This window comes from Photobacterium jeanii (assembly GCF_001650345.1).
In the GTDB taxonomy this organism is placed as follows: domain Bacteria; phylum Pseudomonadota; class Gammaproteobacteria; order Enterobacterales; family Vibrionaceae; genus Photobacterium; species Photobacterium jeanii.
The window spans coordinates 310385-336092 of sequence record NZ_LVHF01000029.1; the positions used below are offsets into that span (position 1 = coordinate 310385).

General features: G+C 44.7%; 21 protein-coding genes and 1 tRNA gene. 12 read left to right on the forward strand and 10 right to left on the reverse strand.

Annotated elements, in window-relative coordinates; all coding sequences use genetic code 11:
- Positions 1–182 precede the first annotated feature (182 nt).
- The 6 genes from grdD to trxB all read right to left on the reverse strand — a co-directional run bounded on the left by grdD (position 183) and on the right by trxB (position 5604).
- Positions 183–1346, reverse strand: a complete 1164-nt coding sequence (grdD, locus tag A3K86_RS16165) for a glycine/sarcosine/betaine reductase complex component C subunit alpha (RefSeq protein ID WP_068333413.1) — start codon at positions 1344–1346, stop codon at positions 183–185.
- Between the two features lie 12 nt (positions 1347–1358).
- Positions 1359–2900: a glycine/sarcosine/betaine reductase complex component C subunit beta gene (gene grdC, locus A3K86_RS16170; RefSeq protein ID WP_068333415.1), complete on the reverse strand. Its 1542-nt coding sequence runs from the start codon at positions 2898–2900 to the stop codon at positions 1359–1361.
- Positions 2901–2978: 78 nt separating this feature from the next.
- Complete coding sequence (grdA, locus tag A3K86_RS16175; RefSeq protein WP_084406650.1) at positions 2979–3443, reverse strand: glycine/sarcosine/betaine reductase complex selenoprotein A; 465 nt, start codon at positions 3441–3443, stop codon at positions 2979–2981.
- Between the two features lie 14 nt (positions 3444–3457).
- Positions 3458–3925 (reverse strand): glycine/sarcosine/betaine reductase complex selenoprotein A, encoded by a 468-nt coding sequence (gene grdA / locus A3K86_RS16180; protein WP_084406651.1) that lies wholly within the window; start codon positions 3923–3925, stop codon positions 3458–3460.
- 130 nt (positions 3926–4055) lie between these two features.
- Entirely contained in the window at positions 4056–4382 is a 327-nt protein-coding gene (trxA, locus tag A3K86_RS16190; protein ID WP_068333424.1) for a thioredoxin TrxA, read from the reverse strand.
- Positions 4383–4392: 10 nt separating this feature from the next.
- Positions 4393–5604 (reverse strand): thioredoxin-disulfide reductase, encoded by a 1212-nt coding sequence (trxB, locus tag A3K86_RS16195; RefSeq protein ID WP_068333429.1) that lies wholly within the window; start codon positions 5602–5604, stop codon positions 4393–4395.
- A gap of 929 nt (positions 5605–6533) precedes the next feature.
- Here trxB and A3K86_RS16200 point away from each other — a divergent pair.
- From A3K86_RS16200 to A3K86_RS16210, 3 genes are all read left to right on the forward strand, one after another.
- Complete coding sequence (locus A3K86_RS16200; RefSeq protein ID WP_068333432.1) at positions 6534–7931, forward strand: aminopeptidase; 1398 nt, start codon at positions 6534–6536, stop codon at positions 7929–7931.
- A gap of 24 nt (positions 7932–7955) precedes the next feature.
- On the forward strand, positions 7956–9437 hold the full coding sequence (locus A3K86_RS16205; RefSeq protein ID WP_068333435.1) for an oligopeptide:H+ symporter: 1482 nt from the start codon (positions 7956–7958) through the stop codon (positions 9435–9437).
- Between the two features lie 661 nt (positions 9438–10098).
- Positions 10099–10527, forward strand: a complete 429-nt coding sequence (locus A3K86_RS16210; RefSeq protein WP_068333438.1) for a GrdX family protein — start codon at positions 10099–10101, stop codon at positions 10525–10527.
- A 235-nt stretch (positions 10528–10762) separates the two neighbouring features.
- Here A3K86_RS16210 and A3K86_RS16220 read toward each other — a convergent pair whose 3' ends face one another.
- The 3 genes from A3K86_RS16220 to selD (A3K86_RS16230) form a co-directional block, all read right to left on the reverse strand.
- Positions 10763–12061 carry a glycine/betaine/sarcosine/D-proline family reductase selenoprotein B gene (locus A3K86_RS16220; protein WP_084406652.1) on the reverse strand — a complete coding sequence of 433 codons (1299 nt, stop codon included), beginning with the start codon at positions 12059–12061 and terminating at the stop codon, positions 10763–10765.
- A gap of 14 nt (positions 12062–12075) precedes the next feature.
- Positions 12076–13368 carry a glycine/sarcosine/betaine reductase component B subunit gene (locus tag A3K86_RS16225; RefSeq protein WP_068333447.1) on the reverse strand — a complete coding sequence of 431 codons (1293 nt, stop codon included), beginning with the start codon at positions 13366–13368 and terminating at the stop codon, positions 12076–12078.
- 101 nt (positions 13369–13469) lie between these two features.
- The gene (gene selD, locus A3K86_RS16230) at positions 13470–14513 is read right to left on the reverse strand and encodes a selenide, water dikinase SelD (protein ID WP_084406653.1); all 1044 of its coding nucleotides are present in this window, start codon (positions 14511–14513) and stop codon (positions 13470–13472) included.
- A gap of 870 nt (positions 14514–15383) precedes the next feature.
- Between selD (A3K86_RS16230) and A3K86_RS22700 the strand changes: the two genes are divergently transcribed.
- The 7 genes from A3K86_RS22700 (at position 15384) to A3K86_RS16260 (ending at position 22824) form a co-directional block, all read left to right on the forward strand.
- A tRNA-Sec gene (locus tag A3K86_RS22700) sits at positions 15384–15475 on the forward strand.
- Positions 15476–15713: 238 nt separating this feature from the next.
- Positions 15714–17081 (forward strand): L-seryl-tRNA(Sec) selenium transferase, encoded by a 1368-nt coding sequence (gene selA / locus A3K86_RS16235; protein WP_084406654.1) that lies wholly within the window; start codon positions 15714–15716, stop codon positions 17079–17081.
- The gene (gene selB / locus A3K86_RS16240; protein WP_068333456.1) at positions 17078–18877 is read left to right on the forward strand and encodes a selenocysteine-specific translation elongation factor; all 1800 of its coding nucleotides are present in this window, start codon (positions 17078–17080) and stop codon (positions 18875–18877) included. Before selA ends, selB begins: the two co-directional genes overlap by 4 nt.
- 193 nt (positions 18878–19070) lie before the next feature.
- Positions 19071–20138: a selenide, water dikinase SelD gene (selD, locus tag A3K86_RS16245; protein WP_084406655.1), complete on the forward strand. Its 1068-nt coding sequence runs from the start codon at positions 19071–19073 to the stop codon at positions 20136–20138.
- 128 nt (positions 20139–20266) lie between these two features.
- Positions 20267–20539 carry a D-fructose-6-phosphate amidotransferase gene (locus A3K86_RS16250; RefSeq protein ID WP_068333459.1) on the forward strand — a complete coding sequence of 91 codons (273 nt, stop codon included), beginning with the start codon at positions 20267–20269 and terminating at the stop codon, positions 20537–20539.
- 182 nt (positions 20540–20721) lie between these two features.
- Positions 20722–21450, forward strand: a complete 729-nt coding sequence (locus tag A3K86_RS16255; protein ID WP_068333462.1) for a glycosyltransferase — start codon at positions 20722–20724, stop codon at positions 21448–21450.
- 18 nt (positions 21451–21468) lie between these two features.
- The gene (locus tag A3K86_RS16260) at positions 21469–22824 is read left to right on the forward strand and encodes an LssY C-terminal domain-containing protein (RefSeq protein ID WP_068333465.1); all 1356 of its coding nucleotides are present in this window, start codon (positions 21469–21471) and stop codon (positions 22822–22824) included.
- A 125-nt stretch (positions 22825–22949) separates the two neighbouring features.
- Here A3K86_RS16260 and A3K86_RS16265 read toward each other — a convergent pair whose 3' ends face one another.
- Positions 22950–23612 carry a CAP domain-containing protein gene (locus A3K86_RS16265; protein WP_068333468.1) on the reverse strand — a complete coding sequence of 221 codons (663 nt, stop codon included), beginning with the start codon at positions 23610–23612 and terminating at the stop codon, positions 22950–22952.
- 414 nt (positions 23613–24026) lie between these two features.
- Between A3K86_RS16265 and A3K86_RS16270 the strand changes: the two genes are divergently transcribed.
- Both A3K86_RS16270 and A3K86_RS16275 read left to right on the forward strand, forming a co-directional pair.
- Positions 24027–25079, forward strand: coding sequence for a hypothetical protein (locus tag A3K86_RS16270; RefSeq protein ID WP_068333471.1), 1053 nt, complete (start codon positions 24027–24029; stop codon positions 25077–25079).
- A 21-nt stretch (positions 25080–25100) separates the two neighbouring features.
- The gene (locus A3K86_RS16275; RefSeq protein ID WP_068333475.1) at positions 25101–25622 is read left to right on the forward strand and encodes a GNAT family N-acetyltransferase; all 522 of its coding nucleotides are present in this window, start codon (positions 25101–25103) and stop codon (positions 25620–25622) included.
- Positions 25623–25708 lie beyond the last annotated feature (86 nt).

Below are 25708 nucleotides of genomic sequence, written 5' to 3' on the forward strand. Positions count from 1 at the left end.
CAATAAAGCAACTAATTAACAATTATTACCTCTGGGCAATATATTCAGCCTCATCTGTTTAAACCCAGCAAATAGATATATAAACACAAGAAGAAATAACCATCTTTTATAAATAAAAAAAGAGCACGATTTTCATCGTGCTCAATAACGTTAGGATAAGCTTGTTATTATATTAACTTTACTTAGCTAATAAATTCCGCTTTGACCAGTTCAGCTTTCGCTGCTTCCAAATCATCTTTGGCAACCAGTACAATCGGGCCAGTACAACCCATACCAGTACGCGCAAAGATGTTGGCTTGCCATAGCGCTTGGCAGGCATCTTCGATTTCAAGGATGTCGATGCCGCCAATATCAGCGTCAGTCACCTTTTCAGGTGGAGCAGTCACTGTAGGTTTGGCTTCTGCTGCCGGCTTCGCCTGACAGTATTTCGCGAGCACACTATTCATCCCTGACAGTGTTGCCGCTTCCCATTCCTCATCCACGCGCTTCATTACCTCTCCTTTGGCTGCATCTGCACACAGCCTCATGGCGCCAGCCACAACAGGAGCACCCGATGCACGTGAGATGATATTTACAGGTTGTTTGGTCGATCCTTCGCCCAAGCCTGGGCCGTAGCCAAATCCTGACGCTTCGTAGCTACCACCTGTGGTGAACGATGAGAACATCTTCATCAGCAGGTTGCCCGTTAAGCTGTCAGTGACCATGACATCTGGCGTACCTTGTAATAAATCATTGCCTCGCATTGCAATCCCGCCATCGGCACGGCCGGATTCTGCAAATTGAATATCGTAGCCACCTTGTTGAAGTTCGCGTAAACCGCGTTCACACAAAGCTGCACCATCAACATTCAATACACCCACAGTCGGTTTTTTAATACCTGTCGCTTTCGCTAGTGCTATGCCGTAAATCGCATTTTTCAGCATCGCCGCTTGGCGTTGGGTATCTGTTGTACCTGTGGTTGATGCAATGATCATCTCGCGACCTGTTGATGGGGTCACTACTTTACCCATGGTGCTCACACCGAGTGGGAAAGCGTAATGTAGAGTGACACAACCATCGAGTTTCTGTTCAGCAAACAGGCTTTCCATCACCTTATGACATGCTGTGAGGTCTTCAGCTGGGTAGCATTCGAATTCACATTCAGGGCTATCACAACCAATTAAGACAGGTTCAATATCACTGTGTTGGCGCGCCACCATTTGGGCGCCGCGCAACAGTTCTTGTGAACCATGTTCACTGCCAACTAAGGTCAGGCCGATGCGAAGTTTTTTGCCAAACTGACCACTTACCAAGCCATCTGCCATAGCATTGAAAGTATCGGCCAGCTGTTGATTCATATTCGCCATCTCAGCCTCCGGTTACTGCTTGTCCTGCGCTGCACTCAGCAAGTTTTCAGCCACGTCACGCATTGCTTGCGCAACCACTTGTTTCACTTGGTGCTCATCGAACGCTTGATCTTGTTGACCACTGTTTTTCTGAACTACAAAGCTCAAACCGTCAAACAAGTTCGTCATACGACCTAGGAACAAGCTACCTTTACCTACCATCATGAAGTTTTTGATTTCATCATTGATGATCATTTCACGGCCAAAGCCTAAGAAAGGTACACCCGATGGGATATGACCTTGCGTTGGAGCAAAACCAGTCATGCCGTGGTTCGCTACAAAGCCAGGAAGCTCTGTACGTTCCATTTGACCTTCTTTCACTGCAAGTGCTGCAATCATCTTGTAGTTAGACTCAGGCACATTACCTGCACCAGCAGGTTTAGTGATTTCAGGGTTTTGCATTTCCACCGAGTACTTGTCGATGTCAGTCATCTTCATGCCAGCCGCTTTAAGTGGGTTAGCAATCAATGCTGTCATTACAGCTTGTGGTGAAGAACCTGTACCAATTTGGTGACGACCAATAATGTCGGTGTTGATTTCTGGGCTCACACCGTCATTTTCCGTTACCATGCATGCAAAACCAGCTAGGCAATCTTCTAGCACTGGCATGTTTTGTTTCACATGGTCACGACCATTCATACCCAGTTTGGCAACAGCGCCACCCGCAACAACCATCACGTTTTTAAATACGCCAGATTTAACAAGCGCTGCAGCAATTGTCATTGCATGCGCAGGGGCAGCACAGAAACCACGAACGTCTGAACCTGTTGCAGTGTTACAACCGATGACTTCACCAATCGCTTTCGCGAAGTTACCACCACCACGTTGGTTAATATCACCACACGCTTCTTCAGAACATTCAATGATGTAGTCGACTTTATCCAGTTCGATACCTTGCTGCTTAAGAAGCATCGCTGCCATTACACCAGAGGCTTTGGTGCAAAGGTTTTCCAGCATGATATGTGCAGACAAGTTTTCATCTTCATCGTGAGCGGCTTTCACACAGCCGACTAACTCACCGTCTAACATCAAGACTTCTGCTTGATGTAGCTCAGCCAAAGCTAAGATTTCATCTTTGGTGATCACTTGGTGATTAGCGAACAGATCCACGTCATCGTATAACGGGTGTTGACCCGCAGTCGCTTTGTGGTTGTCGACAAACTCTTGAGTAAGATGAACCAAATTGAACACGTCAACGTGATTCAACATGGCATAAAACTGAGGTTGGCTGTAAATTTCACCGTACTTACCTTGGTGAGCATTGTGCTCTTTGTTTTCGTACCAAGGTTGAGGGATATCTGCCAGTTGTTGTGGGGTTAGGTTACCAATGTAACATTGGTTAGCTGGGTAAGAGACGACTTCTTCAAATGGGCGAAGGTGGTCTTTTAGTTGTTTTAAGTACTCATCAGAAGGGTCTTTTGCTCTGGTTTGTACTTGTACTGAACCGTGTTGAATTAATACATCAGGGGTATGCGCGAGCACATAGCTCACACCTTTGATTACTGCGTATCCCATTGTTACTCCTGCATCCGAGCCGGATAAAAGGTTCGAACCCGCCGTAATAAACAGATCCGAACCAGCATTGAGATATACTTATGCTAATGCAGTTTCGCTGCGGTATTGTTGCATTTCCGCTTTGATAGCATCGACATCAAGTACCATTTCCATCATTCCAACCTGCTCATCATAAACAGCCGGATCGACGGCATTTTTAACTTCGTCTTCAACCACGTGATAACAGGAGAGTCCTAACTGGACTCCCGCCAATGGTCCTGCAAAAGTCGGATCACCTGTGGTGACAGTTTCACACGCTAGGCCAGAAGCTTCAGCTTCTGCACCACCAAGAATCACGACTAGATTCTCAGCGCCTTTTTCATCGGCTAGTGCTTTAATCCGCTTTTGGTTTTCCAGGTCCATTGCGCCAGCGCTTGTTCAGACGAAACATTCTGTAGTAGAGAAAGCAACGTGAGCACCTGTCGTTTTCATACAAGCTTCAATAGCTTGTCCAGGTACGCCATCGCGGTCTCCAAGAATGATCACTGTTTTGTTAGCGAACACAATCTTGCTCCCGATTAAACATACTTACCAAATTGCTCACGATACTCTTTTACCTCTGCCACGATGGCATCGACGTCAAGTACCATTTCCATCATGCTTACCTGCTCGTCATAGATAGCAGGGTCCACATTGTCTTTAATTTCCGGCTCAACCACATGATAACAAGAGAGTCCTAACTGGACTCCGGCTAATGGTCCGGCAAAAGTTGGATCGCCGTTTGTTACGGTTTCACATGCTAGGCCAGAAGCTTCCGCTTCTGCACCGCCAAGTACGACTACCAGATTCTCTGGGCCAAACTCGTCAGCAAAACCTTTGATCCTCTTTTGGTTTTCCAGATCCATAGCACCTGCGCTGGTTCAGACGAAACACTCAGTTGTGGAGAAAAGTACATGCGCACCAGCTGATTTGATACAAGCTTCGATAGCTTGTCCTGGTACACCGTCTCTGTCTCCCAAGATAACTACTTTCTTATCTTTGAGCATTGTTCACTCCAAGGGTACAGATTACTACGTTCATACGTTGTGCAAGCACGCGATATGAGGGTTAACTATTGGTGATCACTCACCCATTTGCGCTAATGGGAAATCCCATTAAAAACAAATTCTTTTACACTTATGCAGGCTGTGCTGATAAGTCTTTGATCATGCCTTCAACATGTTCAATCTCTAGCTCTTCGCCAGAAAGGTGTTCAATTTTCTCGCCATTGCGGTAGAACACGAAAGAAGGAAGACCCATTACTTTCTGTGCCATCGCTAGACGACGGTTGCCCTGAATGTTCAGTTTGCAGAATTTCACGTTTTCACCGTATTGTTCTGATAACTTCACTACATCTGGCATTAGTTCGATACAACGGCCGCAGCTTTCACTCCAGAAATCCACTAGCACGATGCCGTCTACTTTCACTTCCGCATCGAAATTTTCTTTATTCAATTCGATCATTGTGTTTCCCTTAATACAGCGTTTCTAATTCAGCGATATCCTTCACGTCTACACGCTTGGCTTCCTTCCCAGCGTCAAATCGAATCACTACCGGTACATCGGTAACCGAGAAGCGGCTAGCAATATTCTGGCTCTTATAGGTATCAATGGTCACAACACGCTGCTCTGGGTTTTCTTTGCAGTTCAGCTCAAGTTGGTTGATCACATCTAAGCTTTCTTTGCTCAGTGGGTTCCAGAATGCCACCATCGCGGTGCCACCGAACTCTGCCACTGACTTACGCCAGTTCTCTTCTTCTTCGATGTAACGGTCTGCCGCAACCGCAGCTACTGCACCGTCCCCTGCCGCCGTCACTACTTGGCGAAGGAATTTGTCGGTAACATCACCTACCGCAAAAATACCTGGTACGTTGGTTTCTTGCTTCTCGTTAGTGATGACATAACCTTGCGGTGTTAGCGCAACCATATCTTTCACGAAATCTGTTTTTGGCACTGTGCCAACAAACATGAATACACCATCAGTAGTTAGCTCACTGATCTCACCTGTTTTTAGGTTTTTCAGCTTAACGCCGTTCACCAATTCATCACCGGTGATTTCTTCAACTACTGAGTTCCATACAAACTCAATCTTATCGTTAGCAAAAGCTTGCTCTTGTGCTGTGCGATCTGCATCTAGTACGCCTTGATCGTGCAATACAACCATGGTCACTTTGTTCACAAACTTAGTAAGGAACACAGACTCTTCAACTGCAGTGTTACCTGAACCCACTACAACTACGTCTAGTTCTTCGTAGAAGTCTGCGTCACAGGTTGCACAGTAAGAAACACCTTTACCACGGAATTCAGACTCACCTTTAATACCTAAGATGCGTGGTGTTGCACCGGTACCAATGATGATGCTTTTCGTTTGGAAAGTTTCGCCTTTATTCGTTGTTAGCGTTTTAATAAAGCCATCTTCAGCAATAGCAATATCAGTCACCAAACCACGAGCGAACTCTACTCCGAACTTATCGCAGTGCTCACGGAACATGTCCATTAGTTGAGGACCTGTCGCTTCCAAGATACCTGGGTAGTTTTCCATTTCGCTGGTCGTTGCCGCTTGACCACCCGTGTTGCGTTTTTCCTCAATGATTAGGGTTTTCATTTTACCGCGCGCGGCGTAAACCCCTGCTGACATACCACCAGCACCGCCACCAATGATGATGACATCGTATAGTTCTGACATATTTTCCACCGATTGCTATTTCACGACTACATGCCCAATTCCCTTTCAGGTATATAGAGGACATATTTAAAACAAATCAGTATTTCGACAGCTTCACTCATTAGGTAGCAGCAATAAAGAACTCACTAAGTTTAATTAGACCTATGTATTAATGAGCTGTGAATTTAGAACGAGGGCAGTTAAATATACCGATACTAATCTTACAACTAGATATAACTGCTTATTCATTTAACTTGTAGGTGATTATAATTAGTAATGTTTATTTTTTTGTGAGCAAAAGCTAATTACAGTACAAAATCTTTCACCATCTAAAAATATGATACTTAAATCATAAATAAACCAAACCAAAAGACATATGTAACCACGCCAATATAACCAAATGAAATATAAACGCTTATTTTTGTGCTAATATAGGAAATATTGACGCTTATAATCATCAAAGCTTTCTATATAAGAAGAAAATACCACTATTTTCATTTTTGTATCACGCTTTATGTCAACAAGATATTGCAAATAAAACATTTCATTTACAAGATTAGAAAAAATAATCTCTCGCACTAGATATTCTAGTGCGCGCATTTTTTCTTTATTTCATTAATTATCGCTCTAGTTTTCAAAGCTTATTTTTACAGCTATAGCTTATGTAATTTATTTAATTATTGTCAGTTTATTTGTATAAGATTTTCTTTCATGCCTTTGTATTCCGCCCTCCTCGATTACAAGTTTATTAAAAATGGTATTTCCCTCTTGAGAACAAGGATAACTTCTCACTGGTAACTTTTTAGTTTATTTATTTACAAAAAACTCAATTAACAAGGCAATAATTTTGGAAATTTTATATTAATAAGAAGATCATTCTCACAAACCATCAATAACATAGAATGATAATCTCCAGCCGAGTATTCAACACACACATCTGGAGTAATGGAATGGAAACGCTGGAATTTAAAAACGGCTGGCTAAACCTCAAAGATGACCAAGTTGAGGCAATTGAGCATTTTTGTGATAAATACAAACATTTCTTAGATATTGGCAAAACAGAACGTCAATGCGTTAAGGAATCAATTAAGCAAGCTGAACAACACGGCTTCCGCCCTATTAACGAATTTGCAGAATTAAAAGCTGGCGATAAAGTTTACTTTATCAACCGTAACAAAAACGTAGTGTTAACTGTTGTTGGTCAACGTCCAATCAGTGAAGGGATTCGCTATGTTGTTTCTCACATCGACTCCCCTCGATTAGATATCAAACCAAACCCAATTCATGAGAAAAGTGAGTTGGCGTTAATGCGCACCCACTATTACGGTGGCATCAAAAAATACCAATGGGCTTCTCGTCCTCTAGCCTTGCATGGCGTGGTGGTGACCAAATCTGGCCGCACTATCGAGCTTGCTATCGGTGAAGACCCACAAGACCCTGTATTTACAATTCCTGATCTCCTTCCTCACCTTGATCGCAAAGTACAACGCGAGCGCAACGCTGCTGAAGTACTAAAAGGTGAAGAGCTTCAAATCATCATTGGTTCTATTCCAATGGAATTTGACGATGACAAGATCAAAAACAAAGTGAAGCACCATATTCTGACCAAGCTGCACGAAAAATACGACTTCACAGAAGCTGACTTTATCTCTGCTGAGCTAATGCTTGTGCCTGCAGGTAAAGCTCGCGATGTAGGTATTGACCAAGGTATCGTAGGTGCTTACGGCCAAGATGACCGTATTTGTGCTTACACTTCACTTGAAGCGATTTTAGATATTGATACCCCAGAGCAAACTGCGGTGTGCTTCTTGGTTGATAAAGAAGAAATCGGCTCTACGGGTTCAACCGGTCTTGAGTCTCGTTACCTTGAATTCTTCACTGGTGAACTTCTACTGCGTCAAGCAGGTGCTAACTACAACGATCAGCTACTTCGTCGCTGCTTGTGGAACTCTTACGCCCTATCTTCTGACGTTAACGCGGGTCTTAACCCATTGTTTGAATCAGTTCACGATGCACAAAACGCATCAAAACTGGGCTATGGCTTAGTGCTAACCAAATACACAGGTCATGGCGGTAAAGTGGCTTCAAACGATGCTGATGCTGAGTACGTTGCATCACTACGTCGTATCTTCGACGAACATGAAATCAGCTGGCAAACCGGTCTGCTAGGTAAAGTAGACGAAGGTGGCGGCGGTACTGTGGCTAAATACTTAGCGCATTACGGTATCAACACCATTGATGCAGGGGCAGCAATTCTGTCTATGCACTCTCCATTCGAGCTTGCGTCTAAGTTCGACATCTATGAACTTTACCGGGCTTACAAAGCCTTCTACGCAAAAGCGCTCTAATCCAGCGCTAGGGGAGACTTAGTCATGAAAAAACGTCATCCGTTGACCTTTTATATCCTATGTACTTGCCAATTCTGGTGGGCGCTATCTTTCTACAGCCTATGGGCAATCTTGCCAGTATTTTTAGGTGATGAACTTGGGATCGATCAGAAAACGTCTTTTGCTACCTTTGGCGCATTCGCTGCCTTAGGTGCAGCGATTCTGTTTATCGGTGGCTGGTTAGCCGATAAGGTCTTAGGGGCGAAACGTACCTTGGTATGGGGTTACTTCTTCCAAGGTCTGGGCTACTTCATCATTGCTTACTCGGCAATTACAGCTCAACCGCACTTTGTATTCATTGGTTTGGGTACAGTCGCTGTGGGTCGCGGTATTGGTAGTGTGGCGCCACCAACCATTATTGCTGCGTCTTATGATAAAGACGATCCACGCCTAGATGGTGCTTACACCTTGTTCTACATGGTTAACAACATTGGTGCATTCTTAGCGCAACTAGGCGCCCCTATCATGGCGTACAGCATTGGTTGGACTTCAGCGTTTATCTTGTCGGCCGTAGGTATGACAGTCAACGTGGTGACGTACTTGATGTTCAATAAGAAAATCAAGGATGCAACCGAAGCAGACATGCAACCTGTACCGGTTAAAACCAATGGTATCTTCTTGGTGGGTACTTTGCTGACTATTGCGACAGCAAGTTACCTACTAACTAACTTGCCATTAGCACAAGCAGTATTGGGCTTTGCAGCCTTGGTTATTCTGTTCCTCATCATGAAAGAGATGAAAAAAGAAGAGCCAATCAGCCGCAAACGCATGGTAGTAGGTTTGGTATTAATGGTACAAGCACTGGCGTTCTTCGTGCTTTACAACCAAATGCCAACATCACTTAACTTCTTCGCTATCAACAACATAGAGCCTGAGATTTTCGGTATTCCAGTTAACCCTGTGTCTTACCAATCGCTCAACCCTATGTGGGTTATCTTCCTAAGCCCTATCCTTGCTCATATCTACACTACGTTAGGTGAGAAAGGAAAAGACTTGTCCATGCCTGGTAAGTTTGCGCTAGGGATGTTGATCTGTGCGGCAGCATTCGCTTGTGCAGGCTTCTCCCAATACTTTGGTGACGAGAACGGCATGCTAAGCCCATTCTGGATTGCAGCGCCTCACTTCTTGTTCGCGATTGGTGAGCTATTGATCTCTGCACTGGGTCTATCTGCGATTGCCAAACTGTTCCCAAGCCGTATTCGTGGTTTCATCTACGGTGCGTGGAACATGACCCTAGCATTAGCATCAGTAGCCGGTGCTTGGGTGGCAGGCTTGTCGTCAAGCGGTGATGTGGAAATGACACCTGTTGAGAGCTTAGCGTCATACGGTAGCTACTTCTACATGCTAGCTATTGCCTCTGCGGTTGTTGGTGTGGTGTGTGTATTCTTGGCACCGCGTCTTAACAAACTTATTGAAGCGGATGTGGAGACACCAGTCGACACAGACAAAGCACAAACAGCGTCATAATCGATACTCGTGCTACGGCTAAGCCGTAGCACGATATAATAACTACAGCCTTTCCAAGGAAAACCAAAGCCGTATAGCCTCGCTATGCGGCTTTTCTTTGACATCTTCTCTTTGCTCCCCTCGCACCATGTTCGCTATAAAACAACAACCACAACAAGCCAAAGCGAACAGAATTTAATTCGTCATAAAACCTCACTCAAAACAAGGCATTCTCTCGCATGGGCGTGCAGGTAGAGACACTAGGTGAACGGCCACCTTAACCAAGCTATTTTAAACCGCTGTTTTTAGTCAACATTTCCAATGTATGCATGGTGCTCTACTTTGCTACCGTCTTTACATGCCTTTATTTCTGGATCTATCCACTTATATCTTCGTTAGCGTTCTACTCTTATTTACCGTCATAATATTCCTATATTATTGCTATAAATCCCTATTTCACATATAGCATGCCAGTCGGTATTAAATATAAATCATAATAAATAATTACTTACATAATGGTAGAGACCGCACCTTATATTCATCTGCATATTGCGTTTTTAATGGTATTAATTATTTGCCAGTAAACATATCAAAACAGGAGATGCTCGGTATTATATGGATTTATTTAGGTCTATAATTTGATGATATCTTCCTGCGCACCCTGTTTGCCAAAGGTAATACCATGAGATTCGATAAACTAGAAATTATTACAAACAACCCAAACATTTCCGCTCTGCACACAGAAATTAACATCAACCATCAGCCGAACGTGAATAGTGTTTTAACCACCACTCGTAATAAAGTGCACGCTGGCAGTGAGATTATTTCCCACCCATTGGCCGGAAGTGTAAAACCTCACGAAACCCCATACCGAAGTATCATTATCTATAATCAAAATGACACACTTGATATGGAGTCATTAAATACTATCGAACAAGCTATCGAACGCTACCAGCTATTATGTAAGTCAAATTCAGACATTTTAACCTTCTCGCCAGAAGACATCGAAACCAAGTTCCCGGCAAGAGCCGCTAACGACTTTCGTTTAATCGACAAACAGCTTATTCTCTCTTGTTTGGCATCGTTAGGGTTTAAATACGCCTTGGCTTAGAATAAAACCAATCAACATTTATTATTTATTAATACGCTAGACCAATAAATAAAACGCCGCTGATAAGCTTAGCTATCAGCGGCGTTTTCTATTTACTGCCATTCTTCTCCCCTCGCCTGTCTTCCCTCATTGCTTACTGCTTACTGCTTACTGCTTACAGGAAGTGAAAATATAAAAAAGCCAGTTGATTGCTCAACTGGCTTTTGAATCATTGTTTACTGCTTAGTAAGCCAAATTAGAAAACAGTTTGCTCTGTGATCTTAGTTTGAAGCGCGTTAAGTGCTTTTTCAACTAATTGACGACGAGCGTATTTCTCTTCTTTAGGCTGCATTTTTGGATCGCCCAATGGGTGAGGGATCGCAATCGCAGGAACAATACGGTTTGCACCAACTGTTTTAGAGATTGGCACTACTGTAAGTACGTGAACTACAGGCATTACTTTTTCGATTTCTTTTAGCATCGTTGCGCCGCAACGGGTACAAGTGCCTCAAGTGGAAGTAAAGATAGCTGCGGTAACCCCTGCTTTTTGCAGTTTCATCGCAATCTCTGCGCCGTATTCTTTCGCCTTCGCAACCGCCGTACCGTTACCGACCGTGGTGTAGAACATGTCGTGCAATCCACCGATAACGCCTTCTCTTTCCATGTCACGCAACACGTCGACTGGTAGAACGCGGTTAGGGTCTTGGTTACAAGCAACTGGGTCGTATCCGCCGTGAGCTGTTTCATGAGTCTCCGCCGTTAGCGTTTCAAGACCAGCAATGCTGTACTCACCGTACTTAGAAGCACTTGATGATTCGATGTGGTCTGGGTTGCCTTTAGGAACAACACCGCCTGAAGTAACAAGCGCAATCTTAGCTGTGCTCATCATTTCTACTGGTGGTTGTGGTTCAACACGGTCAAACGCTGGCATTGGGTATTCTGTAGTAAACTCAGAACCCGCAAGCTTAGCAATCAACAAGTCAACTGCACGCTCTGCACCACGTTTTTCAGCGAAGAAGTTTAGGCGAATACCGCGAGGCATGTAGCCCGCTTCTTCTGGGTATCCTGGTTCGCCATCAGTATCGATGTAACGGTCAATTAACTTAACCATTGCAGGGATCGCTTTACGCATGCTTGCTGCACTGTTACCAGTTTCAACCATGTAAGCGTACTGACGGAATAGCTCGTAACCAGGGTTTTCAGGATACATACCAGTGATAGTAGTGATGCCCATTTCGTGAGCCACTTTTGCTACCGTACCACAAGCCATACCGTAACGACCGGCGTTAAATGCAGGGCCTGCTACCACTAGATCTGGTTTGATCTGCGCTAGGATCTCTTGCAAGCTATGGCAACACAAGCTTTCATTTTCGTTGAAGTATGAGTCACCACAAACAATAGTGTGCGTAACTTCAGCTTTTTCACCCAGCATGGTGTTAACCTGAGTACCAACACCGATGGTGCCCTCGGTCACTTCCATTGGAATGTGTGCCATTTCTTCGCCACCTTTCTGAGCGAAGAACTGGTTCAAATAGTAAACGACTTTCAATGTCATGTGAGTATCCTCGCTTAGCTCGCTTTAGTGGTCAGGTTATGGTATCCAAGTTCACTGGTTGCGCTAAGAATAGCTTGAAGTTCAACCGTGATAGAGCCATCTTCGTGCAAGCTGCCTTGGAAACCACCCGCAACCATGTCAGCGTAACGGTCATGACCGATCACTTTGTCCATTGCAGGAAGGGTGATTAGCTGGTTTGCGTTACCGTTTGTTACAACGGCATCTGCACTCTTATGAGAATCAGCTAGCGATTGGCTTTCACCGTTTTGACCAGCGTATTCATCAGTTAGCAATACAGTCTTGATGCCAGCCGCTTCTAGCTTGGCACAGTTCATCATAAGGTCAGCATCTGGGTTACCGAAGCCTTCCTCACTCACGATTGCCGCTTCCCAGCCCATTTGCTTAGCAAGCTTAACAACGTAGTTAGAAGAACGTTCTTTATCACGAAGAGTAACGTTTTCGTTAGTAACAATTACCCCCATGAAGTTGTACTTCGAACCGTGGTGACGGTATAGGTCGTAAATAACTGGGCTGTTCTGGTGAACAAAGCTGGTGTTCTTATCACACGCAGACACACAGTTACCACTGATGATTGCACCGTCCATGACTTCTGTTGGGTAAAGAGGTGTTGGCAGCATACCTTTCACGTCTACACCGTAGCAGTACGTATCGTGTAGAAGGCCTTGGCTTTGCAGCATGTACACATAGCCTACTTTTGGTAGGTTTGGATACTCAGCAGCTTGCTCAAGCAAAGGTTTAGTTTCGTAAGTATGGATCTCGTCTGGTTCTACATCCGCAGCCAACTTACCAATCCAACGACCCGCTTCCAAGCCAACCAAACGAAGTACACCTTCGTGATCGTATTGGTCACAACTCTCATCCACTTCACACTGGATAACAAGGTTCATGGTTGAAGAGAACGGCGTGTAGTCTGCGCCTGGGCCGCTCATGTCCAAAATACCTTCTTGGAAACCAACAACTTCACCAGTTGTGATAACAGCCATACCTTTAAGTACATGGGTACGACCTTCACCAACCATAGACTCTTCACCTAAGTGACGTCCTGGGAAGATGCTACCGCCACCGCTCACTTTCACGCGAGGTTCAATCGCATCTTTAACTGGCATGATGCGAATGCTGTCGCCAGGTTTTGCAATTGAAAGTTCAAGAGAGCGGATACGGTGATCCAATTCTGACAAGTAGCCAGTTAAGGCTTGCTTATCGATCACCACAGTGTTTTCTTTTACTTCGCTCACTGAGCCAAAGGCCAGATCGCGAACATGGATATTGCCTAGTTCGAGTTTCATTTTTTCTCCAAACAAGCGTCTGTGTGGGCTTGAGCCCTGAAGAGATAACGATTTAGCTAAGTGACCCAGAAATCCGAGCCACTTATAATTATGAAGTTAGGTTAACTAACACGAAGACCTGCGCCTTCTTCAGCAAACCCGACAACCCAACAAGGTTCCTCATTGATGCTAAATTCAGTTAATAACGCATCCAGACAATCAGCAGGCACAGCTGCAAGTAAGCCACCTGAGGTTTCAGGGCAACATAGCTTGCGATGCCAGCTTTCAGCTAAAGACGGATCGAATTCGATATCTTGACGATAAGCATCAAGGTTTCGTTTCGCACCGCCAGGGAATAATCCTTGCGCGGCGTAGTCTTCAGCTTCTGGTAAAAACGGAACTTGCTCAGCCTTGAAGTGCATGCAAATCTGACTTTTCTCTGCCATTTCATGGGCGTGGCCCAATAGCGAGTAACCAGTCACATCGGTACATGCTCTTACCGGGTATTTCGCAAAAATTTCAGCCGCTTTACGGTTCAGTTTCTTCATGCTGTCGGTCGATGCTTTGATCGCCTCGGCTGAAGCTTTACCGCGTTTCGCTGCTGTTGATACCAAACCTGTGCCGATTGGCTTAGTCAGGATCAATACGTCACCGCTTTTTACCGCTGCTTTTGTCTGAACTTTAGAAGGGGAGATTGTGCCCATTACAGACAAGCCAAATTTTGGCTCGCTGTCTTCCACTGTGTGGCCGCCAACCAATACCGCGCCAGCTTCACGGACTTTCTCCGCACCACCTTTGAGGATTTGGCCAACCACTTCCTGAGGAAGATCCGCTGGTACACAAAATATATTCATCGCCAATGTTACTTGTCCGCCCATGGCGTAAACATCGCTTAATGCATTCGCAGCAGCAATGGCACCAAAGTCGTACGGGTCATCAACAATTGGAGTAAAGAAATCCAATGTTTGAATAACGGCAACATCGTCGTTGATCTTATAGACGGCAGCATCATCACTTACCGTCAGCCCAACCAAAAGATCGGGGTACGCTTGTTCGGGAAATAGGGGGGTAATTGACTGCAGAACCTGCGTCATGGCCTTAGGGCCAATTTTCGCTGCTCACCCAGCTTTTTTGGTCATCTGAGTCAGACGTACTTCTTCTGTCATCTCTAGATCCTTTACAGTGGACAGTAAGCGCACGAATCTCGAAAAACGATTCCTGCTGCGTTCCTTACCAAATAGTGACGTTGTCACTAAACTCAATCTCTTGGTTTAGCACTTCGTACCCTATCTAGTACCCATACAGTTTGCTTTTCTTGCCTGCTCTACACAGGTAAATGCTAAACAAACTGTCACTAACACCTCACATTCAACACCTTACTGTGTTAAACCTAAGCTATTAGCAGCTACTACTTACCTTTCACTTAGCTTGGTAGTTAATAGCCTTTAACTAAACTCAGTGTTGACTAAGCTTACTTAAAAGCCTTAACGCTATTGCTGACAATAAATAAAACCGACAACTAAGTTCAAAGGTTTATATACTTTAAATAAAGCCAAAACTTAAATTTATTAACTATAACTAAGTTATAGAGAGCGATTTTATATTTCATTTAACGTTAATCTCGAGATGATTTGATTATATGTAGCAACAGATTATTTATTGTGATCTAAATCTGATACGGGGAATCATCCGCAACCAATTTAATAAAACTCTACCTATCGCTCAAAATAAACCACTACAAGTTAAGAAAACACTATGATTGTTATCAATATTGTTAATAGAAATGGCAATTTAATAATTCAGCAACATAAGTGAGTTTTTCTAATGCTTATTCGGTGTCATTTTGGCTGTCACCCACACCTATAGAGTGTCATACGCAACGCTACTAGCGCGTTCTGATATGAAAAAACGTTAACTAGGTAACTTATTAAGATATAAGTTGCATAAAATTTTGAGTTTGCAAAAGATATCACAAAACCTAGGTAAAACAGTTTTAAGTCATTAAAAATCATGGTTATATTGACTCATCAAAACGCGGAAGTGGATGGGGTCTGGTGGCCCTCTCGGTCTTCAAAACCGATGTAAGCTGAATAGGCTTTGGTAGGTTCGATTCCTGCTCCTTCCGCCAAATTACTCAGTGCCTTGTATAATATTCCTCCTATTGATTAGCAAATCTAATAGCAAGCAGTAGGAAAAGTAATGTTAATGGCGGTATGACTTCTCTTAAGCATTGTCATATTGGCTTCATCTTTCTACCCCGTTAACAATTCCCTCACACTGGAAAAGTATTAAATAGGCAGTCAGAATAAGTTCACTTGAAAATTTGATGACAGTCTACAATAACTTAGTCATTACTGAGGCTTTATATGACTGTAAGTACCTTATCTTCCATCCCCCAAATTGAAAAAATCCTGCAGCAAGCATTTATTTCTCCCTATATTGAGCGACTTAGTCGACCTATAGTGACAAATATTATTCGAGATCAAGTTAGTCGCTTTAAAAAACAAATTTTAAGCGAACAAAATAATACTTCGTTTTCTCTCGACCAACTTTATAAAAATATAAATAACGCTTGTTGGCAGATGCATCAACAACGTTTACAACGTGTTGTAAACGGAACCGGAGTGATTGTTCACACCAATTTAGGCCGTTCTCCTATTAATGCCGAGCTATGGCAGAGCGTGGGCGACGTCAATACCCACTACAACAACCTTGAGATCGACCTCCACACAGGTAAGCGTGGTAAGCGCAAAGGCATTATCACCGAGCTCATGACCCAGCTGGTTGATGGTGAAGATACCCTAGTGGTGAACAATAACGCCTCTTCTATTTACCTTATGCTGCACGAGTTGGCGCAAGGTAAAGAGGTGATTGTGTCACGCGGTGAGCAGATTCAAATCGGTGGTGGCTTCCGCATCCCTGATATTCTTGCCCTCTCGGGTGCCAAACTGGTTGAAGTGGGCACCACCAATATCACCACCACCCAAGATTATTTAGATGCCATCACCGAAGACACTGCAATGGTGATGATCATCCATACCTCGAATTTCAAAATTCGCGGCTTTACCAAATCGGCAGATATCAAAGAATTGGCAAAAAATCTGCCCGATCATGTGGTTCTGGCGGTTGACCAAGGCTCTGGCACCACAACAGAGAACATGCCAGACGAACCAACCGTTACCAGTTACATCCACGCAGGTGCAGACATTGTGTGTTTCTCTGGCGATAAAATCTTAGGCGGACCACAAGCAGGTTTGATCACAGGTAAACAAGATCTCATCAAACGCCTTGAGAAGAACCCGATGATGCGTGCATTCCGCCCTAGTCGCATTGTTTACTCGTTAATCGAAGAATTAGCAGTACGCAAACTTAACCAGCTTGAAAGCGGACAAGGTGTTGCCGAATACCGCAGCACAGCAGCAGAACAAAGTTTGCAGCACCGTGCCGAACAGCTGGCAGAAGGCTTTGGCGAACAAATTCAAGTCGTACGCTCAGAAATGACCGTAGGCGGCGGTTCACTGCCCGACCAAACCACACCATCGTGGTCAGTAGAGCTCTATCCGCAAGATCAAAAATTGCAGCGCTCTGCTGAGAAAGTACTGAAAATAATGCGCAGCTGGCCACTACCTGTCATTGGCGTGATCAAACACGATAAAGTTCAGCTAAACATGGCAACCATAGATGATGCTGAAATTGATTATCTACGCCGCCAACTTGCGGAGGTGCTGCAATGAGTTATGTAGTAGGAACAGCCGGACACGTCGATCACGGTAAATCTGCTCTTATTAAAGCCTTAACTGGGATTGATACCGCTCACTTGCCGCAAGAAAAGAAGCGCGGCATGACCATAGATTTAGGTTTTGCCTTCTTCAAACACCAAGACGGTACACCGATTGGTGTGATTGACGTCCCTGGGCACGAGCGCTTTCTACGCAACATGGTAGCTGGGGTGTGGAGCCTCGACATGGTGCTGTTTGTAGTGGCTGCCGATGAAGGCTGGATGCAAATGTCGACAGATCACCTCAAGGTTATTGCCTCTATGGGGATCGAAAATGTCACCTTGGTGATCACCAAGTCTGATTTAGTCGACCAAGACATGATTTCTATCGTCGAAGAAGAAGCGCTAGAGCAGTTCTTAGATATCGCAGGCTTTATTCCTGATTCCATCGTGGTATCTGCCCACCAGCAAAAAGGGATTGATACCCTACGCCACCACATTTGCCAAAAACTAGATCGCTATACCCCATCGGAAACGCACCCTCGCCAACAACAAGCGCACCTTTATATAGATCGTGTGTTTACTGTTAACGGCATGGGCACCACGGTAACGGGTAGCTTGTGTGGCGGTGAGTTTGAAGTGGGGCAAAAACTGGTATTGCAACCATCTGGCGAACGCGTGCAAGTAAAAAGCTTGCAGTCTTACCACCAGAACATCAAAACAGCCGAAGCGGTATCGCGGGTTGCCATTGCCCTAAAAGGGGTTAAGAAAAAAGATGTCCAACGCGGTTTTTGCTTAACCACGACACCGCAAGCAGGCTTTACCACCAACGACATGATCATTCGCCTTGATAGCTTGTTGTTTAAAAACAAGTGTCGTAACAACAGCGAAATCGAAGTGGCATTTGGTACCTTCAATACACTGGCGAAGATCTTTGTATTCAAAGGCACGAACTTAGCGCGGTTGCGACTTAACGAACCCGCTTGTTGTTTTTGGAATCAACGAGCGCTATTAATTCAGCACGGTGGTAGCCAAATCCTGAATTGTGGTGCCATTGTTTGGTGTGGCGAAGTTGAGAAACAACACCGTACCAAGCTTTACGAGCTGTTAACGGCTATGCCAGATCATCCTTCATGGGAAGACTATGTGATGATCAACATGGCACTGTACGGTTATGCCAAACGTAACGAGCATCAGCTTGATGAATTTGGTTACAAATCCAGTGGCGAATGGTTGTTTACCGAAGAATTCTACGACAACACTTACAGCCAGCTAGAAACCATCTTTAATCAAGAAAACATCGACCTTTCCGCTAACGAGCTAAGCGGTAAATTACAGCTCCCTGTCGAAACCTTATCAGCGCTATTAGCGCTCTATGGTAGCGATGGCAAGCTTCGCCAAGACGGAGATCTTTACTCGCTTGGCAACGGTCGCAGCGAAGCCCAACTGTCGCCTATCGCGAAGCAAATTTTATCGCGAATGAGCCAAGCAGGTAAGCAAGGCTACGAGGCAGAGAAAGAGAAGATCCCGGGCGCGCAAAAAGAGCTACGCAACCTAGTTCGCCAAGGATTTGCAGTACCGTTAGAGGGTAAGATTTACTACGAAAAAGCCCTATACGAACAACTGGTCGCCGATGTGATGACGGGATGGGCTGTCGATGAAAAATTTGGTATCTCAGATGCCAAAGACAGAACAGGCTTATCGCGTAAATACATGATCCCACTACTGAACCGGATGGAATCCGATGGCTGGATCAAACGGGTTGATAACGATCGCCAAGTATTAAAAGCCTACGCGCCTAGCCCTGTCTAAATACCTCTATTACCGAACGGTACGTATTGGTAAATAAGGCTAAACCACTAGCAGTGAGCAAAAAAACTCACTGCTAGTATTACCCCCTCAACACCCTTGCTGAAACATCAAAACTTGAATACCAACCTCTGCTCAACCCCATTTTCACTACATTTACACTTCTCTCGTTTATGACGAGACGCAGGACTTTGCTATGACGGACACCACCACACTGAAGACACACTCTCAAACACCAGCTCTGACTCAATTAAGCGCCAAAGGTGGCTGCGCGGCTAAAATCGGTCCTCAAAAAATGGCCGAAGTACTTGGCGCTATCGCCCCCATGTTTCCCGCAGAGGCGTCACCCAATTTAATGGTGGGCTTAAGCGTCAGCGATGATGCAGCGGTCTATAAAGTTAACGACGACGTGGCTGTGATCCAAACGTTGGACTTTTTTACCCCAGTTGTGGATGACCCGTACGACTTTGGCGCCATTGCTGCTGCCAATGCATTAAGTGATGTTTACGCCATGGGCGGTAGAGCAACACTTGCGATGAATATCTTTTGTGTTCCACAAGATCTACCTCAAGAGGCGGTCGGGCAAATCCTTAAAGGCGGTGCTGAAAAAGTCCGTGAAGCTGGCGCGGTATTAGTTGGCGGTCATACCGTCGAAGACAGCGAACCCAAATTCGGACTATCTGTAATGGGGATGACTCATCCGGAAAAAGTGCTCACCAAAGCGGATGTTAAGATTGGCGATATGTTGATCCTTACCAAACCACTAGGCACTGGCTTTGTCACCCACGCCCATAAAAAAGGGCATGCCAGCCAAGAAGCACTAGCAGCTGCCACTCACAGCATGAAAAAGCTAAATAAAGCAGCCGCAGAAATCTTAGCTCGTCACCCAATCAAAGCCTGCACCGATGTCACTGGTTACTCTTTGCTAGGCCATGCTCACGAAATGGCAGAAAAGAGCCAAGTGGCACTACGTCTTCACTCCGCGCAATTACCATTATTACCCGAAGTGCAAGCCTACTTTGACCAAGGTGTGATCCCTTGTGCAGCAAGGCGCAATCAACAAGCCTACCAAGCACAACTACACCTTGACGGTCAAAGCGCTGAGAATGCCCTACTCTACTTCGGCCCTGAAACGTCAGGTGGATTACTCTTTTCAGTTGCCCAAGAGCATCTCGCAGCTGTACTGGCGGACTTTGATGCTCAACAAGAGCCCTACTGGATCATCGGCTGTGCCGAACAAGGAAATGGGACCATCTTAGATTAAAAGCAATATTTAATTCGTAATGGCACAATTTGATTTGTATGACATATATCAAAATAGGTTATTAAACTAGGCGTATAGTTGATGCGAACACTTTTTCTACACTTCACGACATACGAGGGACGTAAACCGTGAGCGCATCCAAAATTTACCTACGCGATATCTTAGGGCTAGGGGTAATTATTCTGTCGGTCATGGCGGTGATCGGCACGCTATTTTCTATACTCGCCATGCTTAATTACATGACACACGAAGATGCTATGGCAGCCAATTTCATCACGGAAGCGATTCCATTGCTGCTTTGTAGTATCCCTGCTTTCATACTAGCGAAGTTCATCAACAAACCGGCATGGGTCATTGCCACCGATGATTTCCGCCTCAAGTCAGCGCGAGACAAGTCATAACGCAACACCTAATCCTTTCACATTCACTTTCGTGATTCACACTTCAGACAACAGATAGCGAAAGTGAATAGTGAACGGAAAATGAATTAAGCCCTCACGTCTTATTCAAACCACAGGGTTCAAACTACTCCTAAATCGACCGGACACTCCCTTCCTTAACTCGGTCACTTTAGGAGTATGTTATGAACCCTATCAGTATTGTTGTTATCACCCTCAACGAAGAAAAACGCATTGGTCGTCTACTGGACGATCTCAGCAAGCAAACCCACCAGCACTTTGAAGTCATTGTGGTTGACTCCAACAGTGACGATAACACCCGTGCAATCGCCCAAGGCTTTGACAATGCCTTACCCGATCTCACCGTTCATAAAATGGAACAGCGTGGTACCAGCTTAGGCCGTAACACAGGAGCAAAACTCGCTAAGCACGAACGTTTGTTATTCCTTGATGCTGACGTTCGCCTAAGCCCCACTTTCTTAACCGAAGCGTTGCACAAGCTAGAAAAAAGTAAGCTCGAAGTCGCAGGTGTTTATATGGGCGCAGAAAGCTTATCGCTGACCTACCGCTTAGGCTACGGTGCTTTCAATGCTGGGCTTTGGGCAACATCGTTTTTCTTCCCAACAGCGGTCGGCGCTTGCATTTTCTCGACTAAACGCGCTCACGCCGATATTGGCGGTTTCGATGAAGACATTGTGCTGTGCGAAGACTGTGATTACGTACGCCGTGCCGCTCAAATCTGGCGCTATCGCATGCTACCAATCAGCTTCTGGTTCGACCCACGTCGTTTAGAGCAAGATGGTTTCTTTACCATGGGGCTGACCTACCTCAAAGCTAACGTTCGTCGTTTCTTTTTAGGCGAAATGCGTAACAACGAAATGCAATACCAATTCGATCATTACCGTCAGTCTTAACTGACTAAGGCAAGCAATATGGACTTTTCTTGGTGGTGGCTATTTGTTGGTAGCTTTATGGACGCACTAATTGGCCCTAACCTAGTGGTACCGGGTGAACCCTTCTTCCTTGCTGCGGGTTTTCAGCTCAATCAAGGGATAATGACAGGGGTGATTGCCGTGATAATCGGCGCCATTATAGGTGACCAACTCAGCTTCGCGATTGGGCAAACCATGGGCAGTAAAGGGCAACGTCAATTACGTCGTCGTTTCCCCAAAACACGCCGCGCCACCGCCAAAGCCAAGCTTGCCCTCAAAAAATACGGCATGGTGATTGTGGTTGCCGCTCGCTTACTCGGTCCCATTGCTTGGGTGATGCCTTTCTTGGCGGGTAGCTATCGCATGACATGGTGGAAATTCAGCGCATGCTCCCTTGTTGGTGTGACATTGGGAGTCGGTCAATTCATCTTTGCAGGCGCGATGATGGGTCATGGCATTAGCTTATTACCCAATGCCGATAGCATTTGGCTATTTGTTCAAGAGCATTGGTTGTTATTCACAACCCTGACTATATGTGGCGCAGCAAGTGTTTGGTTTTACCGCCAACATAAAGCGAAATGGTTCAAAATATTAGGCGTATGGCTGGTTGGCTTGAGTGCGATGAATTACGTCCACTTCTTTATTAATAGCCATCAAATAGATACCGCATTTATCAGTCAAAGCCATGCGGCAACGAGCGAGTACCCAAACACTAAGCAACCATACACTAAACAGCCATACACTAAACAGAAATGGCAACAACTCGGCACTATCACTGATTACCGTGACTTGCCGTTTGAGATCTACCCTGGGCTTGCGCCTGTATACCAAGCACAACCCATTAATGTGATTTATTTAGGCAACAATCCCAATAACCTGATGACTGACTTGGGCTGGCAAAAAAACAAAACGTTTTCAAAAGATAAAATCACGCTAGATAACTATCTTGATTTAATCGAAATTCAGCAACCACCCGTATCTGATCTTTATTGGGATCAACAGCCACAATGGTCGGCTTATCAGCTCAAAGGGGATTTGTTAAAACGTAGTCATATCCGTTGGTGGTACGCAGGCTTCGATGAAGATTCGCAACAACCATTGTGGGTCGGTGCTATCAGTTACGATAACAAGCTTAAAGTCGCTCATTATCAAGGCATAGTCACTATTCTTCACGCTATAGACCCTAACGTTGATGAAGAGCGTGACCGTTTTGCAACCCAAAGCCATAACAAAGGTTGGCAAGTCATGTGGCATGACTTACTAACCCCAAAGGCATACAGCAAAGAAAGCCATTACTTTACCGATGGCAAAGTCGCTGTCATTCAAGCGAAGAACGATATCATCGCTAAGCGTTAACCTAATGCTTAAACCCTATCAAACAGAATTCGATTATTGAACTGCCTTACTCAAACAAAAACGCCAAGTCACAAAGTGACTTGGCGTTGTTTTGAATAGTGCAATATGACTGTGAAAAATCAGTTTTAACGTGGACGAGCGAACACTTGAGTCCAATAAATATTATATTGAGAGCTTGCATTGGTTTCTGAAGCTGCGCCCATTTGGGTGTAATTGCTATTCATGATGTTCTTACAATGCCCTGGGCTGTCTAGCCATTTTGACATCACGATATCGATAGTTTGCTGACCTGCTGCAATATTCTCTGCTACTGCGCTCCAAGAATAACCTTGATCATCCACACGTTGTGAAACGCCTTTTCCGTCTAGGCCGGTATGGCTAAAGAAGTTATAGTTCGCCATATTGCCTGAGTGAACTCTCGCAGCATCTTCAAGCTTAGTATCCCAAGTTAGCGGAGCTGCTGCCGGGTAAAATGTTGTACCACAATTACGGCCTACAGCACGGGCAGCATTTACTGCAGTTAGCATTTGCTCAGCAAAAGTGCCATCGTTTGGATCTGGTGTTACGCCACCGCCTGAACCACCACCGGTATCACCACCAGAGCCGCCACCGGTATCACCGCCAGAGCCGCCGCCGGTATTACCGCCATCATCGACACCATTACCGCCGCTACCTGAATTCCCAGTATTATCACCATTGAAACCACCGGAGTTATCGGAAGACGATCCTGATCCGCCGCAACCAGTGACTGTTAATGCTGTTAGTAACAATAATGAAAATATTCGCATAGGTACATCCAATATATTTATGAATTTAACCATTAATTAGCCAACAAAAAGACTATTAAGCCTGGTGCTTACAGACTAATAAATGGTGAAAACTGTCTATCTTTTGTGCGAATCACTATAAGAGTTAAGAAAATCGATGCAATATTCACCAGCTCAATCAGCGCTCTTTTGACAAAACACTGACAAAACCATCAATAAAGATATTTGGATTAGTCACTACCTATCAGTAAGTTAGTATTGCTAAGCTAACTTTTAAGACATCTAACAACATAAAATAAGGCAAGTACGCATAAAAGCACATATTCAGTTACGCCCAAGTGATTGATGCGCCACAAAAACACATTTACCCTGACTTTAATGCCGAGAATCTAAGCTATGCTTAGAGAAAATAGGATTTTATACAAGGAGGTGCTTATGAAAGCGACTATCACTCGCAGTATACGTACCTGCACACCTCAAGGCGCTCAAACACAGCCTGCCAATGCCATATCACCTCAAATCGCTATTAGCAGCCACACGCCAATGACGCACAAGTTTTTACTAAACGAATTACGTGCGCTTAAAAACCAGTTACCTCAACATTGCTTTGCTAGCGACAATAATTATTTGGCAAATATTATCGAAATGGACTTTCGCTCGGCACTCAATACAGTGCGTGCCATTGCGCCCGAACTGATCAGCAATCAGACCTATTTTAAGATTGGAATATGTAATGATCTCTGCCAAGACATTCCGCTGAAACTCACTGAATTAAAAAGTGAATCAACAACAAGCAATGAAGTCACACTATCTATTTCTTCACATTTGTTACTCAGTGCCATCTGCCAGCGTTATCAGGTTCAGCAGCTAAACCCAATAGAGCAGACGCAATACTCCATTTGGCTTCACCAGTTGATCCATTTAGTGATCACCCGCCAAAATCAACACACCTCAAGCGAACACAAATACCAGCAGAAACGCACTCTACTTGAACAGAGTGGGCAATTTGATCCAACAGATGAAGACAGCCAACAATGGTCACTCAATACCGTGATTGCCAACTGCTACTTTGAAGGTATCGCAACGTTAACCCAATGGTTATGCGAACAAGACTCACCACAAGTCTTCGGTGTTCATGCAGCTAAGCGTGTCTTTAATCAGCATGTACACCCAATCCAAAAAATTGCCTCTCACAGTCTAAGCAGTAGCACCAATATAGACTGGGTCATTTACGAAAATAGCGACATCCTCTACGCCCTTGCCTTAAAAGTGGGCGCTTGGATGACACTTGATTTCGGCTGCCATCATAGTGATCCCATTATTCGTAATATTGCCAATGCACTGGTAGAGCGTTTCAAACATGAAGGACGGTGGGTGATCAGCCTCTCCGATCGCAATACTTTGATCCATGCCCTGATCCAGCAAGACATTCATCATGTAGTCTATAAACTTAAGCGCCTCGACTACCCTGATTTACGCGCGATTTAGCTCGACACAGAGATGATTTAGATGGAACTAACACCTTTTTCAAAAGCTGACATAGCTCAGCTGATCAAATGGATCGATTCGCCTCAGCTTAACTATTTATGGAGTGGTCCTGTTTTTCAATTTCCACTCACCGAGGCGCAAATCATTGACCACTACAAACAAAAGGAAGTGATTCCTTATCTTTGCCAAGTTGATGGTCGTAATGCAGGCTATATTGAGCTTTTTCGCCAAGGTGGTGGTGAGTTTCGATTATGTCGTGTGTTTATCTCCGCTCCGTTTCGTGGACAGGGCTATTCGCACAAACTAATTGATCTCGCCATCCACAAGGCTTGTGCTGAATTCGGTGCTAACAAACTAAGCCTCGCTGTTTTTTCGCAAAATACCCCAGCAAAACGTTGTTACCACTCACTGGGTTTCGTCACCACAAAAGTCGAATCAGGGACTCGTAACTTCAATGGCGAAATATGGGATCTCGAAATAATGGAGAAAGCTCTGCCAACCTCAACGCTGCCAGCCTCAAGTCATTATCTCACTTCCATTTAGCTTCCCTTCCACTCGCGGAGTTTGACTGTCACAAGTAAATACATCACATCAATTTTTATCAGCTTGTGACGAGAGATAATTAACTG

Coding starts and splice junctions, on each gene's coding strand:
- selB (WP_068333456.1), top strand. CDS start 17,078: ATGAGTTATGTAGTAGGAACAGCCGGACACGTCGATCACGGTAAATCT.
- A3K86_RS16210 (WP_068333438.1), top strand. CDS start 10,099: ATGAGATTCGATAAACTAGAAATTATTACAAACAACCCAAACATTTCC.
- A3K86_RS16265 (WP_068333468.1), bottom strand. CDS start 23,612: ATGCGAATATTTTCATTATTGTTACTAACAGCATTAACAGTCACTGGT.
- A3K86_RS16205 (WP_068333435.1), top strand. CDS start 7,956: ATGAAAAAACGTCATCCGTTGACCTTTTATATCCTATGTACTTGCCAA.
- trxB (WP_068333429.1), bottom strand. CDS start 5,604: ATGTCAGAACTATACGATGTCATCATCATTGGTGGCGGTGCTGGTGGT.
- trxA (WP_068333424.1), bottom strand. CDS start 4,382: ATGATCGAATTGAATAAAGAAAATTTCGATGCGGAAGTGAAAGTAGAC.
- A3K86_RS16270 (WP_068333471.1), top strand. CDS start 24,027: ATGAAAGCGACTATCACTCGCAGTATACGTACCTGCACACCTCAAGGC.
- grdC (WP_068333415.1), bottom strand. CDS start 2,900: ATGGGATACGCAGTAATCAAAGGTGTGAGCTATGTGCTCGCGCATACC.
- A3K86_RS16260 (WP_068333465.1), top strand. CDS start 21,469: ATGGACTTTTCTTGGTGGTGGCTATTTGTTGGTAGCTTTATGGACGCA.
- A3K86_RS16275 (WP_068333475.1), top strand. CDS start 25,101: ATGGAACTAACACCTTTTTCAAAAGCTGACATAGCTCAGCTGATCAAA.
- A3K86_RS16255 (WP_068333462.1), top strand. CDS start 20,722: ATGAACCCTATCAGTATTGTTGTTATCACCCTCAACGAAGAAAAACGC.
- grdD (WP_068333413.1), bottom strand. CDS start 1,346: ATGGCGAATATGAATCAACAGCTGGCCGATACTTTCAATGCTATGGCA.
- selD (WP_084406655.1), top strand. CDS start 19,071: ATGACGGACACCACCACACTGAAGACACACTCTCAAACACCAGCTCTG.
- selA (WP_084406654.1), top strand. CDS start 15,714: ATGACTGTAAGTACCTTATCTTCCATCCCCCAAATTGAAAAAATCCTG.
- A3K86_RS16225 (WP_068333447.1), bottom strand. CDS start 13,368: ATGAAACTCGAACTAGGCAATATCCATGTTCGCGATCTGGCCTTTGGC.
- A3K86_RS16200 (WP_068333432.1), top strand. CDS start 6,534: ATGGAAACGCTGGAATTTAAAAACGGCTGGCTAAACCTCAAAGATGAC.